We start from the raw sequence: 13,424 nt of genomic DNA on the forward strand, positions 1-13,424 counted from the left end.
GGGGAGGGCGGCGCCGCCGCCGTGGAGGGCGGCCTCCGCGAGACCGACGACGGAGCGGGGGGCGTCTTCGGGTGGGACGAGAAGATCTGGGTCGTGTCCGACGCGAGGAACAGGACCGGTGTGGCCCATTCCAGGCTGCCCAGGCTCATCTTCACTTCCTCGCGGGAGAGCATCACCGCGCGGTCGACAGGAAGTCCCTCGGCGATCCGCTCGTAGAAGAAGGACGCGAAGACGAAGGCGGCCTGGTCGGTGATCTCGTACTGCATGGCCACGACGGCCGGCACACCCGCTCGCACGAGACTGGCGGCGGTGCTCGAGAAGACGTCCTCGGGTCCGCTGACCGCGGACTCGCAGGCGTTCAGCACGATGAGGCGCAGATGCGGGCTGTACTCGATCAGCCGCTGGAAATCCCTGGCCTGGACGCGCATCGCCGACCCGTCGGCGCCGGAGAGCTGGATGTATCCGGTGTCGCTCTCCTCGTCGTAACCCCCGTGACAGACGCAGTGCAGGACGTGCCAGGTGTCGGAGCGCAGCGCCTGCGCGAGGTCCTGCCACCGGTCTCCGGGGAGCCAGTGGACGTCCACGTTGTCCGAGCTCTGCTGCCGGAAGACCTGCGCGATCCTCTCCCGTTCCTGTTTCTCGTCCAGCTCGGGGAGATCGCTCGGGATGGCCGAGATTCCGAGCACCCGGAGCGGAAGGGAAAGGGGCAGCGGGGATATCGGATCCATGAGCTGGAGGTCTCGCACGACCGGTACGCAGAGGGCGAGATAGTCACCGCGGGACGGATCGACCAGATACTCCCAGGGAATACGGCACACATGCCGGCCGTCCGGCCGCAGAAGCACGCGCATCGGCTTCTTCTCCGCCTTGGCGCGACTTCTGCACCGGTCGAACTGGACGGATATCGAACCCTGAATGATCGATTCCGCCAGACGTTTCCCGAATTCCCGGACGGATTTCTCGGGGGCCGTCGTCCCGCGCGTGACGTTCAGGCTGTACGACTTCGCCAGGGAGAGTTCCACCTGGGACAGGGCGGCGATCAGCTCACTTTCCGAATAGGGAGGAGGCACCCGTACGCTCGCTTCACCGCACTCAGAAGAGCACTTCACGATCCACTGAGTGTCGCTCTCGATGATGTCGAGCCGAAACGGCAGCCCTTCCATCCCGCCACCTCCGACCCCCCAACACCCCCAACTCCAGTCCACACCCGATGCTTCGGGGCGTCCAATCGGCCGCGGGGCGGTGCCGGATCAGCCCGGTGACCCTTCCTTCACCAACGCCGGCTCACTGCTCACCGGGGCAGCCGTCGCGCTCCGCGCCCGCGGTCCCTGCAGCAGATACGTCAGCCCGAAACCGGCGCCGACGACGGCCGCGCCGCCCACCGCGTCCAGCACCCAGTGGTTGCCGGTCGCGACGATCGCGGAGACGGTGAAGAACGGGTGCAGCAGGCCGAGCGCCTTCATCCACCACTTCGGCGCCATGACCGCGATGACCACTCCACACCACAGCGACCACCCGAAGTGCAGCGAGGGCATCGCCGCGTACTGGTTGGTGAGGGCGGTCAGGGTGCCGTAGTCCGGCTTGGAGAAGTCCTGGACGCCGTGGACGGTGTCGATGATGCCGAGGCCGGGCAGGAGGCGCGGCGGGGCGAGGGGGTAGAGCCAGAAGCCGACCAGGGCGAGGAGGGTGGCGAAGCCGAGGGCCGAGCGGGCCCAGCGGTAGTCCACCGGGCGGCGCCAGTACAGGACGGCGAGGACGGTCAGCGGCACCACGAAGTGGAACGACTCGTAGTAGAAGCCGAAGAAGCTCCGCAGCCAGTCGATCTTGGCGACCGCGTGGTTGACGCTGTACTCGACGTCGATGTGCAGGAACCGCTCGATGTCGAGGATCTGGTGTCCGTGCGCCTCGGCCCGCGGCCGCCCGCCCGCGTTGGTGCCGCCGGTCGCCGCGAGTCTGACCTTCTGGTAGGCGGCGTAGGTGACGCGGATCAGGAGCAGTTCGAGCAGGAGGTTGGGGCGGGACAGCACCCGGCGCAGCTGGGGCACCAGCGGCACGTGCTTCAGCCGCGCCGGGACCGGCTCCGCGTACTTCGTGGGGACCGGCGCCTGGTAGTAGGGCGAGGTGCGCGACAGGAACGGGACCACGGTCGCCGCGGCGAGGGCCGCGAGCAGGACCACGTTGTCGCGCAGGGGGTCCATCGCCGACATGTTCGGCAGCATCATCTTCGCGGGCAGCGTCATCACCAGGACGACGGCGACCGGCCACACGTACCGGTCCGAGGCCCGCTTGCCGACCCGGCCGACGACCGCGAGCAGCACCCACAGCAGCTGGTGCTGCCAGGTGGTCGGGGACACGGCGATCGCCGCGCACCCGGTGACGGCGACGGCGAGCAGCAGCTGGCCGTCGCGGGCGTAGCGGACGGCCCGGCGGACGCCGAGGACGGCGACGGCGGCGCCGAGCGCGAAGAAGAGGGCGATCTCCAGGGGGCCGGTGAGGCCGAGGCGGAGCAGGGCGCCGTGCAGGGACTGGTTGGCGAGGTCGTCGGCCTTGCCGCCCAGGCCGGTGCCGGCCATGTGGTGCACCCAGTAGGTGTACGAGTCGTGCGGCAGCGCCGCCCAGGCCAGCGCGGTCGCCGCGGCGAAGGTGAGCCCGGTGGAGACGGCGGCCCGGCGGCGGCCGGTGAACCACAGCAGCGGGGCGAAGAGCAGCACGGTCGGCTGGAGGGCGGCGGCGAGGCCGATCAGCAGGCCGCTGGCGCGCTCGCCCCGCACGACGAAGCAGCCGACGAGCACGAGCAGCACCGGCAGGATGCTGATCTGCCCGAGCCAGAGGGCGTTGCGCACCGGCAGGGAGAGCATCAGCAGGCTGATCGCGACCGGCGCGGCGAGCTGGGAGGTGCGGCGGCTGACGGGCTGGGGCAGGGCGCGGGCGGCGACCAGGCCGAGGGCGACCACCAGCAGCAGCGTGCCGAAGGTCCAGCCCCAGCCGAGGGCCTGTTCGGCCGCACGGGTGAGCGGCTTGAGGACGAGACCGCCGAAGGGGGTGCCGGTGAACTGCGTGGAGTCGTACAGCGACCCCTTGACGTGCAGGACGCCGTTCGGGCCGACCCAGGTCTCCAGATCCGTCAGCCGCTCGCCCCTGGGCGTGCTGAGGACGACGGCCATCTGCCGGACGGCGAGGACCGCCGCGACCAGCCACAGGCCCAGGCGGGCCGCGCGCAGGCGTCCCCTGACCGCCTCGGCAGCCGTCGCCTTGAAGGCTTCCGCCGGTCGCCCGCCATGCTCCACGTTCGCCACGCCCCGTCGGCCTCCCGCCCCATTGTTTCTTTCAACCCCCGGAGGAAGACGCAGGCTACCCCGGCTTCACCTGTCGTCCGGCCTCCTTTTGTCTGGATGACGATAGTCCGCGGGGGGTGGGGTTGCCTCCGGGGGTAGCGAGATGGATCACAGGTAAAGCCCGCGGAAAGCTCTCGGCGGCGGGCAGACGCACCTGCGTAGGCGGCATTTAGGTGCAGGGTGCAACGACTTGCGTACGACCCGTGAGGGCGACAAGTGCGCCTATGGTCGCTTTTCGGCCTGCCGCCAGCGCTGCCGCGTGGGCCCTGCCTCTGTCCCCGATGAAAGGCAGGCGAGCGAAGTCTTGGCCACCGCCACAGCCGCCGTCCCGTCCGTACCCACCCGATCCCGTGAGGTCACCGCCACCGAGCCCGCCCTGGTCCGCCGTGCCGTGAAGGCCGCCGCGCTGGGCAACGCGATGGAGTGGTTCGACTTCGGCGTCTACAGCTACATCGCGGTGACGCTGGGCAAGGTGTTCTTCCCGTCCGGCAACCCGACCGCCCAGCTGTTGTCGACCTTCGGCGCCTTCGCCGCGGCCTTCCTGGTACGGCCGCTGGGCGGCATGGTCTTCGGGCCGCTCGGCGACCGGATCGGACGGCAGAAGGTCCTCGCCGTGACGATGATCATGATGGCGGCGGGCACGTTCGCGATCGGCCTGATCCCGTCGTACGCGACGATCGGCGTGGGGGCGCCGCTGCTGCTCCTGCTGGCCCGGCTGGTGCAGGGTTTCTCCACCGGCGGTGAATACGCGGGCGCGTCGACCTTCATCGCCGAGTACGCGCCGGACAAGCGGCGTGGGTTCCTGGGCAGCTGGCTGGAGTTCGGCACGCTGGCCGGCTACATCGGCGGCGCGGGCCTGGTCACCCTGATGACGGCCCTGCTCTCCCCGCACGACCTGGTGACCTGGGGCTGGCGCGTCCCGTTCCTGATCGCCGGACCGATGGGCGTCATCGGCCTCTACCTGCGCATGCGCCTGGAGGAGACCCCGGCCTTCGCGGCGGAGATCGAGAAGGCCGAGTCCGACCGCCCGAAGATCCCCCTGCGCGAGATGATCACGACCCAGTGGAAGGCCCTCCTCCTCTGCGTCGGCCTGGTGCTGGTCTTCAACGTCACCGACTACATGCTGCTGTCGTACATGCCGAGCTACCTCACCAGTGAGCTCCACTACGACGAGACGCATGGTCTGCTGGTCGTGCTCGCGGTGATGACCCTGATGATGATCGTGCAGCCCTTCGCGGGCGCCCTCACGGACCGCGTGGGCCGCCGCCCGGTCATCGCGGCCGGCTGCGCGGGCTTCCTCGCCCTCTCCGTCCCGGCCCTGCTGCTGATCCGCCAGGGCAGCCTCGCCGCGGTGGGCCTCGGCATGGGCGCGCTCGGCCTCCTCCTGGTCTGCTTCACCGCCGCGATGCCGTCCGCCCTCCCGGCCCTGTTCCCCACCCGCGTCCGCTACGGCTCCCTCTCCATCGGCTTCAACATCTCGGTCTCCCTCTTCGGCGGCACGACCCCCCTGGTGGTCACGGCCCTGATCAGCACGACGGGCAACATGATGATGCCGGCGTACTACATGATGGCCGCGGCGGTGATCGGCGGAATCGCGGTCTGGTTCATGAACGAATCAGCAGGCCGCCCCCTCCCGGGCTCGGCCCCGTCGGTGGAGCGCTGAGCTCCCGTCCGCGGAACCCGTGATCCGTCCGCTCGTTAGGGAGCCTAGTTAGAATTCTTAACCGACCGCATGGACCAGGCCAGCGAAAGGCACAGGGGAATGAGCGAGTCGCAGCTCTGGGACGCCGTTGACACCTACTTCACCACCCGGCTCTCGCCCGATGACGAGGTGCTGGAGGCGGCCTTGCGCGACGGCGAGGCGGCCGGGCTTCCGTCGATCGCCGTCACCGCGCCCCAGGGCAAGCTGCTGCAGCTCCTCGCCCAGATCCAGGGCGCCCGCACCATCCTGGAGATCGGCACCCTCGGCGGCTACAGCACCATCTGGCTGGCCCGCGCCCTGCCCGAGGACGGCCGGCTGGTCTCCCTGGAGTACAGCGCCAAGCACGCCGAGGTCGCCGTCCGCAACATCGCGCGCGCCGGCCTCGACCGGCTCGTCGACGTACGCGTCGGCCCCGCCCTGGAGTCGCTGCCCAAGCTCGCCGACGAGAACCCGGCCCCCTTCGACCTCGTCTTCATCGACGCGGACAAGGTCAACAACGCGCACTACGTGGAGTGGGCGCTGAAGCTCACCCGCGCCGGCAGCCTGATCGTCCTGGACAACGTCGTACGGCAGGGCCGGGTCGCCGACGCGGACAGCACCTCCCCGGACGTCGTGGGCACCCGCGCCGCCATCGACCTCATCGGCGAACACCCCAGGTTGACCGGTACGGCCGTCCAGACGGTCGGCGGCAAGGGGTACGACGGGTTCGCGCTGGCGCGGGTGCTGTAGGCGGCGCGGCCGCCCCACGGGCCTCGGCTAGAACTCGTGGAAGAACCCCACGTTGACGCTGCGCGGGGCGGTGCGGTCGCGGATGACGATCTCGCCGTTGCCGCCCCGGGGCAACGCCACCGTCCCGCCGTAGGCGAGCGGCTGCGCGTACTCCCCGACGACCAGCCGGACCTCGGAGGACGGGTCGGGCTGCGAACCGCGCAGCCAGGTCACCTGCCACGTGCCCTCCGGGCCGCACAGGAACTCCAGATGGACCCGGGAGACGAACAGCCAGTCATCCGGCGTCACCAGTCGGCACGCGGACTTGTCCCGGCCCACCCGCAGCACGGCACCGGGCTCGCTCGGCGCGTCGGCCATCAGCATGCCCGCCGTGGCCCCCTCTTCCCCGGAGACGGTGGCCATGGTCAGTTCGAGCACGTGCGCTCCTCGTGAAGTGTCCTTACACAGCGGGCGCATGATAAATCGCCCGGCCAGGTCGCGTCCGGCACAATGGAGTCATGACCGAGCGAAAGCCACCGGGCGTCCCGTTCGAGTCCTGGGTCGACAAACAGATCCGCGACGCGGAAAGACGCGGAGAGTTCGCCCAACTGCCCGGAGCGGGTAAGCCGTTGCCCGCCGGAACAGACACCACGTACGACGAACTGTGGTGGATCAGGCAGAAGATGGCCCGTGAGGGCCTCTCGGTCCTGCCACCGACCCTCGCCCTGCGCAAGGAGGCCGAGGACGCCCTCGCCGCGGCGTACGCGGCGCCCTCGGAACGCATCGCCCGCAAGATCGTCACGGACGTCAACGTCAAGATCCGGGACATGATGTTCAAGCCGCCGCCCGGGCCTCCACTCGGGATGAAGCCGTACGACGTCGAAGAGGTCGTACGCGAGTGGCACAGGCGCCGGACGGCGGCAAAAGAGTCGGCGGGAGAGTCAGCCGTGTAGCAGGCGCTCGGCGAGCTCACGGTAGTCGCGCAGGGCGAGCCGGAGCTGTTCGGTGTCGGGGTGCGTGCCCTTGTTCCTGGCCTCGTCACCGTCCTGCCAGGACGACCGCAGGGTGCGCCGCCGCCGGGTCACGGCCTCCGCGAACCGGCCGGCGATCTCCTCGACCACCTGGTCGGCCTCCCGCACGGCGTTCCGCGGCTCGTCGACGAACCCAGAGACCGCCTGCCGCAGCCGCAGCTCCAGCTTGTCGCACTCGTCATGGGGGAGCAGACGGGCCGTGGAGCCGGTGCCCGAGGTACTCGAACCCGTGCCGGAGGTGATCGAACCCGGGCCGGAGGCGGCGGTGCCTGGCTCGGTGAGCTCGGTGGTGTCCGTGACACCCGTGGTGCCGGAGGTACGGGAGGCACCGGTGTCCTCGGAGCGGGCCTCGTCCGGGGTCGGGAACGGAGGGACCGTCCGGCCGTGGCCGCTGTCGCCACCCGCCACGTTCTCCGGGTTCCGTTCGATGGTCTCGCGCTCGGTCTCGTCCGGCGTCGGTGCCGCCGTCCGCCGCGTGGTCCCGTCGGCGTCGGCACTCTTCCTCGCGCCCGTACCCGGGCCGGTCGTTGCGTCGGTCATGTCGCTCAACTGCCCTTCACGTGACGTCGGTTGAGGGCGAACGGGAGGTGGCCGTTCGATCGGGTGGCCGCCGGGGCCGTGGACTTCTCGTCGGCGTGGTGGATCGGCGAGGTCAGGTCCTCGAAGAGGGCTCGGGCCTCGACCATGGCCTCCCGCAGCTCCTCCGTGTCCGCCCGCTCGCCGTCCCGGCCGCCCGCGCCGCCGCTGACGACGCTGTGGACGCGCCGGTAGCCGTGGACGTGGTGACCGTGGTGGACGGAGATCGCCTCGAGCTGCTCCTCGTACTTGCCGTCCGGGAAGCCGCGCACGGCGGCCAGCTCGGACAGCAGTCGGTCGGCCTCGGCGACCGCCTCCCGCGGCGAGTCGACGAACCGCTCCTGCGCGGCCGCCCAGCGAGCCTCGAACTGCTCGCGCTGAGCCGGCTCCAGCGCCCGCTCGCGCAGCGAACCGTGCCGCTCCACGCGCTCGGTGAGCTCACGCTCGGCGGCCTGGGTGTCCCCGTCGTGCCGGGCCAGCGTCCGGTCGTACTCGGGCCCGAAGCGCCGCTTCAGGTTCCGGCCGCCGTGCGGGCCCCGGGCGCGCGAGGTCAGGACGGCCGCGACAACGACCACGGCCGCCACGATCACAATCAGAGCAATGATCAAGCCTGTGGACATGGGTGCCTTCCAGTGTGTCGGCCCCTCGGGCCGGTTCTTTGACCGGGTTGCCCGCGAACCCCCGCTCAAACTGCGCCCGAAATCCACCGGACCGGCGTGTCGAAAGAGCCGGGGCCCGATCGACGGCAGGGTGAGGGCGCCACCAGGGCGCCGGATTCCGAGGAGGTCATGATCATGGGTGAGGTCATCGCGCGGCTGGCCATGTCGCTGGACGGGTACATCGCGGGCCCCGAGTCGGGGCGGGAGCACCCCTTGGGGATCGGCGGGGAGCGGATGCACTCGTGGGTGTTCGGGCTGCGCAGCTTCCGCAGGATGCAGGGGATGGAGGGCGGGGCGACGGGCCCGGACGACGACCTGATCGCCGAGCACGTCCAGCGGCCGGGCGCGGTCGTGATGGGTCACGGCATGTTCATCACGGGCGAGATCCCGTGGGGCGAGGAGCCGCCCTTCCACGCGCCGGTGTACGTCGTCACCCACCACCCCCGCGAGCCCCTCGTCCGCAAGGGCACGACCTTCCACTTCGTCACCGAGGGACCCGGGCGCGCGCTGGAGCTGGCCCGCGTGGCGGCCGGCGACAAGGACGTCTCCCTGGCGGGCGGCGCCGACCTGGTCCAGCAGTTCATCCGCGCTGGGTGGCTGGACGAGCTGCTGCTGCACGTCGTGCCGGTGCTCGCCTGTGGCGGCCGCCGGCTGTTCGACAACCTCGGCGACCAGCACATCGAGTGGCGCAAGACCCAGGTCCTCGACTCCCCCGAGGTCACGCATATCCGGTTGCGCAAGGTGCCCGCGTCCGGCTGAGAATGCGGTCCATGACCTGGACCGTAGCCCCGGAGCCCGTCGACTCGGCCGTGGCCGCCGCCCTGTGGCGGGCGTACTACACGGAGGTCAGCGACCGCTGGTACCTCCTGCACGAAGGGCACCGGACGGACCCCGCCGAGCTGGAGCGGGAGATCGCCGCCAACCCCGGTTCCGAACTCGCCCCGCCCACCGGCCTGTTGCTCGTCGCCCGGTACGACGGCGTCCCGGCCGGCTCGGCCGGCGTACGGCTGCTGGACGAGACGACCGCCGAGCTGACCCGGGTGTTCGTGGCCGCGGAGCTGCGCGGCAAGGGCGGCGCCCCGCTTCTCGTCGGTGCCGCCGAGGAGGCCGCCCGCACCCTGGGCGCCCGGCGGTTGGTCCTCGACACCCGCGGCGACCTCGTGGAGGCGCGTGCCCTGTACGCGCGGCTCGGATACCGCGAGACGCAGGCGCACAACGACGACCCGTACGCCGAGCACTGGTTCCGCAAGGAGCTGGTCAACTGAGCTCGGTCGTCCGGCCCTTCTGGGGCTGTTCGCGTTCCGAGCCGCACATCTCGTCGTTCAACTCCTTCACCAGTTGGACGAGGTCGGTCGGGCGGTCCGGGCCCCACCAGTCGCCCAGGAGTTCGGCGAGGGAGTCCTCGCGGGCCCGGGAGAGCCGGTCCGCGACCTCGCGGCCGGTGTCGGTGAGGACGAGGTCGAGGCCCTCCCGGACGGCCAGGCGCCGCTCCTCGACCTGACGGGCGGCGTCGAGGATGACCTCCAGCGGCACAGGGCTGCGTTCGGCGAGCACGCCCGGCTCGACCCAGCCGTAGCGCTTCATCCGCAGCAGCAGCCAGCTCGCGCCCGGCAGCAGGTCGTAGCCCGCCTTCTCGGTGATGGTGCGGTAGATCTCGCGCCGGCCCTCCCGGGTGCCGAGCACGGACAGCGCGCGGCACACCTCGTCGTAGGAGGACCGTTCGACCGGGTTGCTGGCCAGGGTCTCCGTGACGTCGGGCGCGGTGACCGAGCCGCGCAGCTTGTCCTCCTTGAGGAACCAGGCGAGCACGAAGCCGAGCAGCGCGACGGGGGCCGCGTACAGGAAGACGTCGGTGATGGAGGAGGCGTACGCGTGCACGGCGGGGGCGCGCAGGGCGGGTGGGAGCGAACCGATGCCGCGCGGATCGGACTTGAGCGCGTCCGCCGAGACCCCGCCGGGCAGCCGGGCGCCCCGGAAGGCGTCCGCTAGCTTGTCGGAGAGACGGCCGGCGAAGACCGTACCGAAGATCGCCACGCCGAAGGACGCGCCGATCGAGCGGAAGAAGGTCGCGCCGGAGGTGGCGACGCCGAGGTCCTCGTAGGAGACCGCGTTCTGCACGATGAGCACCAGCACCTGCATGACCAGGCCGAGTCCGAGGCCGAAGACGAAGAAGTACGTGCTCATCACGGCGGTGGAGCTGTTCTCGTCGAGCCGGTGGAGCAGGAGCAGGCCGATCGTGGTGACGGCGGTACCGGTGATCGGGAAGACCTTCCAGCGGCCCGTGCGGCTGACGATCTGTCCGGAGACGGTGGACGACAGCAGCAGGCCGAACACCATCGGCAGCATGTGCACACCGGAGAGGGTGGGCGTGACGCCCTGCACGACCTGCAGGAAGGTCGGCAGGTAGGTCATCGCGCCGAACATGGCGAAGCCGACGATGAAGCTGATGACGGCGGAGAGCGTGAAGGTGCGGACGCGGAACAGCTTCAGCGGCAGGACGGGTTCGGCGGCGGCCCGCTCGACCTGCACGAACACGACGGCGAGGAGGACGCCGAGCAGGGCGAGCCCGACGATCTGCGGTGAGCCCCAGTCCCAGGTGGTGCCGCCGAGCGAGGCCACCAGCACCAGACAGGTGGCGACGGAGGCGATGAGGAAGGTGCCGAGGTAGTCGATGACGTGCCGGGTGTCCTTGCGCGGGATGCGCAGCACGGCCGCGATCACGGTGAGCGCGACGACGCCGACGGGGAGGTTGACGTAGAACACCCAGCGCCAGCTCAGATGCTCGGTGAACAGTCCTCCCAGCAGCGGCCCGAGCACACTGGTCGCCCCGAACACGGCCCCGAACAGCCCCTGGTAGCGTCCGCGTTCCCGTGGTGGTACGACGTCCCCGACGATCGCCATCGACAGCACCATCAACCCGCCGCCGCCGAGCCCCTGGACGGCACGGAAGGCGATCAGCTGGGGCATGTTCTGCGCCATGCCGCACAGCGCGGAGCCCACCAGGAAGATCACGATCGCGGTCTGGAACAGCCGTTTGCGCCCGTACTGGTCGCCGAGCTTGCCCCACAGGGGGGTCGCGGCGGTGGAGGCCAGCAGGTACGCGGTGACGACCCAGGACAGGTGCTCGAGCCCGCCGAGATCGCTGACGATCGTCGGCAGCGCGGTCGACACGATGGTCTGGTCGAGCGCGGCGAGCAGCATGCCGAGCAGTAGTGCGCCGATCGAGACGAGGACGTTCCCGGGCACGTGCGGGTCCCGTGCCTGCCGTACGTGCCCGGCCACAGCGGGCGCATCCCCTGCCATGAAGGCCTCCCTGGGTTCAAGTCGTTCCGCGGCGTGTTCCGCCGTGATTTCCCATCGTGGTGGGAGTGACCGGATATGGCCTGTCGAGTCCTGCGGAAGGAGGGATTCCGGGGGCTTGTGGGAGATGGGATGGAGAAGATCTGCATAATCCTTGGAGCTCGCGAGGCGAGCGTGTGTCCGAGTGGAGGGAGGGACGAACGCGTGACAGACCCGGAGGGTCGGCGGTGCCCGGAGTGCGGAGCACCGAGAGACGCCGACAACACGCCGTCCTGCGCCTGCACCCGGCGCGCGTCCGAGGCCCTGCGCGAGACCCGCACGGCGGAGGCGGCAGCGGCGGAGGACTTCGACCCGCTGCGCATACGGCCGTACGTGGAGCTGGAGGGCACAGACGCCGGCACGACGATGCCGTTACGGACGTTCCGCCCCGAGGAACGGGGCCCGGCCGCGACGCCGGCTCCCTCGGAGGGCGGGCCCAGCACCCAGGATGTGCGGCTGTTCGAGTCGGAGCACACGGAACACGAACCGGGGGACGACACCGGACGGCCGCGCGGCCGTCGCCGTACCGTGCTGCTGGGCGCGGCCGGGGCGGTCGTCGCCGTGGTGGCCGCGGCGGGGCTGGCGAGCGGGCTGTTCTCCTACGAGCCGCCTTCCCGGGACGACGCGCTGCCGCACGACGTCCGGGCGAGCGTGCCGGACACGTCGCCGAGCACGGCGTCGGTGCCGCCGTCGGGCCGCGCGGTCCCGGTGCGGCCGTCCGCCGCTCCAACCCCGTCCGTCACTTCCTCGGCCTCCGCCTCACCGACCCCGTCCACGGCACCGAGTCCCTCGCCGACCCCCTCCCGCTCGCCGAAGCCGGCGACGACTCCGCCCACGGTCACGGCCACCGGCACCGTCGGCGCGCCGAACGCCCAGCCCAACACCCAGCCCCCGGTCCTCCGCCGCGGCTCCGAGGGCCCCGAGGTCACCGAACTGGAACTGCGCCTCACCCAACTGGGCCTCTACACCCGCACACCCACGGGCCACTACAACGAGGCCGTGGAGGACGCGGTGAGGCGCTACCAACAGGCCCGAGGCCTCAAGGTCCCGGAGTACGGCGTGTACGACCTCGTGACCCGAGCCCACCTGGAGTCGGAGACGACCGAGCCGTGACGGTTGGGCAGGTCCAGCGACGGCGGTTCGCCGAGCTGGGGCGCCGGACTAGCCGACGTACAGCCGGATTCCGCCGTCCGTGGTCGCCTCCGCTCGTACCTGGGTGAGGTCGCGCACCACGACGTCCGGGTCGTGGAAGTCGGCGCGGGGGCCGACGCCCACCACGCGCATGCCGGCGGCGCGTCCGGCCGCGATGCCCGCGGCGGAGTCCTCGAACACCACGCACTGCGCGGGGTCGACTCCCAGTTCGGCGGCGCCCTTCAGGAAGCCCTCGGGGTCGGGCTTGCTGGCGCCGACGCACTCCGCCGTGATGCGGATCTCGGGCAGCTCCAGGCCCGCCGCGCCCATCCGCGCCGTGGCCAGGGCCACGTCCGCCGACGTCACCAGCGCGTGCGGCAGGCCCCGCAGCGACGCCAGGAACCGGCCCGCTCCGGGGATCGGGACGACCCCGTCGACGTCCGCGGTCTCCTCCGCGAGCATGCGGGCGTTGTCCGCATGGTTCTGCTCCACAGGGCGGTCGGGGAGCAGCAGCGCCATGGTCGCGTGTCCCTGACGTCCGTGGGCCACCTTCATCACCTCGTCGCCGTCCAGCCCGTGCCGCTCGGCCCAGCGCCGCCAGATGCGCTCGACGACGGCGTCGGAGTTCACGAGGGTGCCGTCCATGTCCAGCAGCAGGGCGCGGGCGGTCAGGACGGTGGGCACGGTGGTGACCGTCATCGGCAGCTCCAAGGCGTGGCGGGAGGGCACGTCGAGCAAAACCCGGGAGTCGGGCAACCCCCGGAAGGGACAAAGCGCCCCGCCCGCCGGTCAGGGAAAACGGGCGGGGACCACTTTGTTTCTCCACGGTACAAAATCGTACCGGCATCCGCCAGCACCGGGCGGAGAGTTCACCGGCCGTTCAGCTCGGCACAGGGCCGACCCGCGCCGCTCAGCCCGCGACCGCCTCCCACAGCCCCCACAC

The 13,424-nt window shown here is 71.1% G+C and carries 13 protein-coding genes; 6 read left to right on the forward strand and 7 right to left on the reverse strand.

Features of this window, described 5'->3' with window-relative positions; all coding sequences use genetic code 11:
* Positions 1-1,163, reverse strand: a 1,163-nt coding sequence (locus GRC12_RS32820; RefSeq protein ID WP_368861569.1) for a CHAT domain-containing protein, incomplete at its 3' end; no start/stop codon positions are given.
* Between the two features lie 87 nt (positions 1,164-1,250).
* Positions 1,251-3,296, reverse strand: a complete 2,046-nt coding sequence (locus tag GRC12_RS32825) for a bifunctional glycosyltransferase 87/phosphatase PAP2 family protein (protein WP_208783265.1) — start codon at positions 3,294-3,296, stop codon at positions 1,251-1,253.
* Positions 3,297-3,639: 343 nt separating this feature from the next.
* Between GRC12_RS32825 and proP the strand changes: the two genes are divergently transcribed.
* Both proP and GRC12_RS32835 read left to right on the forward strand, forming a co-directional pair.
* Positions 3,640-4,998: a glycine betaine/L-proline transporter ProP gene (proP, locus tag GRC12_RS32830; RefSeq protein ID WP_208783266.1), complete on the forward strand. Its 1,359-nt coding sequence runs from the start codon at positions 3,640-3,642 to the stop codon at positions 4,996-4,998.
* Between the two features lie 99 nt (positions 4,999-5,097).
* A complete protein-coding gene (locus tag GRC12_RS32835) occupies positions 5,098-5,766 on the forward strand; it encodes an O-methyltransferase (protein ID WP_208783267.1) in 669 nt (222 codons plus the stop codon).
* A 27-nt stretch (positions 5,767-5,793) separates the two neighbouring features.
* Here GRC12_RS32835 and GRC12_RS32840 read toward each other — a convergent pair whose 3' ends face one another.
* Positions 5,794-6,183 (reverse strand): FHA domain-containing protein, encoded by a 390-nt coding sequence (locus GRC12_RS32840; protein ID WP_133041283.1) that lies wholly within the window; start codon positions 6,181-6,183, stop codon positions 5,794-5,796.
* Between the two features lie 80 nt (positions 6,184-6,263).
* On the opposite strand from GRC12_RS32840, the gene GRC12_RS32845 reads away from it, so the two are divergent.
* Positions 6,264-6,698: a J-domain-containing protein gene (locus GRC12_RS32845; protein ID WP_208783268.1), complete on the forward strand. Its 435-nt coding sequence runs from the start codon at positions 6,264-6,266 to the stop codon at positions 6,696-6,698.
* On the opposite strand, the gene GRC12_RS32850 is transcribed toward GRC12_RS32845, so the two are convergent.
* Complete coding sequence (locus GRC12_RS32850; RefSeq protein WP_208783273.1) at positions 6,687-7,316, reverse strand: hypothetical protein; 630 nt, start codon at positions 7,314-7,316, stop codon at positions 6,687-6,689. The genes GRC12_RS32845 and GRC12_RS32850 overlap by 12 nt on opposite strands.
* Positions 7,317-7,321: 5 nt before the next feature.
* A complete protein-coding gene (locus tag GRC12_RS32855; protein WP_208783274.1) occupies positions 7,322-7,972 on the reverse strand; it encodes a hypothetical protein in 651 nt (216 codons plus the stop codon).
* A 174-nt stretch (positions 7,973-8,146) separates the two neighbouring features.
* On the opposite strand from GRC12_RS32855, the gene GRC12_RS32860 reads away from it, so the two are divergent.
* Both GRC12_RS32860 and GRC12_RS32865 read left to right on the forward strand, forming a co-directional pair.
* Positions 8,147-8,770, forward strand: coding sequence for a dihydrofolate reductase family protein (locus GRC12_RS32860; protein WP_208783275.1), 624 nt, complete (start codon positions 8,147-8,149; stop codon positions 8,768-8,770).
* Positions 8,771-8,781: 11 nt separating this feature from the next.
* Complete coding sequence (locus tag GRC12_RS32865) at positions 8,782-9,276, forward strand: GNAT family N-acetyltransferase (RefSeq protein ID WP_208783276.1); 495 nt, start codon at positions 8,782-8,784, stop codon at positions 9,274-9,276.
* Here GRC12_RS32865 and GRC12_RS32870 read toward each other — a convergent pair.
* Complete coding sequence (locus GRC12_RS32870; RefSeq protein ID WP_208783278.1) at positions 9,269-11,314, reverse strand: MDR family MFS transporter; 2,046 nt, start codon at positions 11,312-11,314, stop codon at positions 9,269-9,271. The two genes, GRC12_RS32865 and GRC12_RS32870, sit on opposite strands and share 8 nt — an antisense overlap.
* Before the next feature lie 201 nt (positions 11,315-11,515).
* Between GRC12_RS32870 and GRC12_RS32875 the strand changes: the two genes are divergently transcribed.
* Positions 11,516-12,463 carry a peptidoglycan-binding domain-containing protein gene (locus GRC12_RS32875; RefSeq protein WP_308286693.1) on the forward strand — a complete coding sequence of 316 codons (948 nt, stop codon included), beginning with the start codon at positions 11,516-11,518 and terminating at the stop codon, positions 12,461-12,463.
* A 48-nt stretch (positions 12,464-12,511) separates the two neighbouring features.
* Here the strand turns inward: GRC12_RS32875 and GRC12_RS32880 are convergent, their stop codons facing one another.
* A complete protein-coding gene (locus tag GRC12_RS32880) occupies positions 12,512-13,180 on the reverse strand; it encodes an HAD-IA family hydrolase (protein WP_208783285.1) in 669 nt (222 codons plus the stop codon).
* Positions 13,181-13,424: the final 244 nt, after the last annotated feature.

The organism is Streptomyces griseorubiginosus (assembly GCF_017614965.1).
Lineage (GTDB): Bacteria > Actinomycetota > Actinomycetes > Streptomycetales > Streptomycetaceae > Streptomyces > Streptomyces griseorubiginosus_B.

Excerpts from the sequence above, each read along its gene's own strand:
- GRC12_RS32835 (WP_208783267.1), top strand. The coding sequence starts at position 5,098 with ATGAGCGAGTCGCAGCTCTGGGACGCCGTTGACACCTACTTCACCACC.
- GRC12_RS32845 (WP_208783268.1), top strand. The coding sequence starts at position 6,264 with ATGACCGAGCGAAAGCCACCGGGCGTCCCGTTCGAGTCCTGGGTCGAC.
- GRC12_RS32850 (WP_208783273.1), bottom strand. The coding sequence starts at position 7,316 with ATGACCGACGCAACGACCGGCCCGGGTACGGGCGCGAGGAAGAGTGCC.
- GRC12_RS32855 (WP_208783274.1), bottom strand. The coding sequence starts at position 7,972 with ATGTCCACAGGCTTGATCATTGCTCTGATTGTGATCGTGGCGGCCGTG.
- GRC12_RS32860 (WP_208783275.1), top strand. The coding sequence starts at position 8,147 with ATGGGTGAGGTCATCGCGCGGCTGGCCATGTCGCTGGACGGGTACATC.
- GRC12_RS32865 (WP_208783276.1), top strand. The coding sequence starts at position 8,782 with ATGACCTGGACCGTAGCCCCGGAGCCCGTCGACTCGGCCGTGGCCGCC.
- GRC12_RS32870 (WP_208783278.1), bottom strand. The coding sequence starts at position 11,314 with ATGGCAGGGGATGCGCCCGCTGTGGCCGGGCACGTACGGCAGGCACGG.
- GRC12_RS32880 (WP_208783285.1), bottom strand. The coding sequence starts at position 13,180 with ATGACGGTCACCACCGTGCCCACCGTCCTGACCGCCCGCGCCCTGCTG.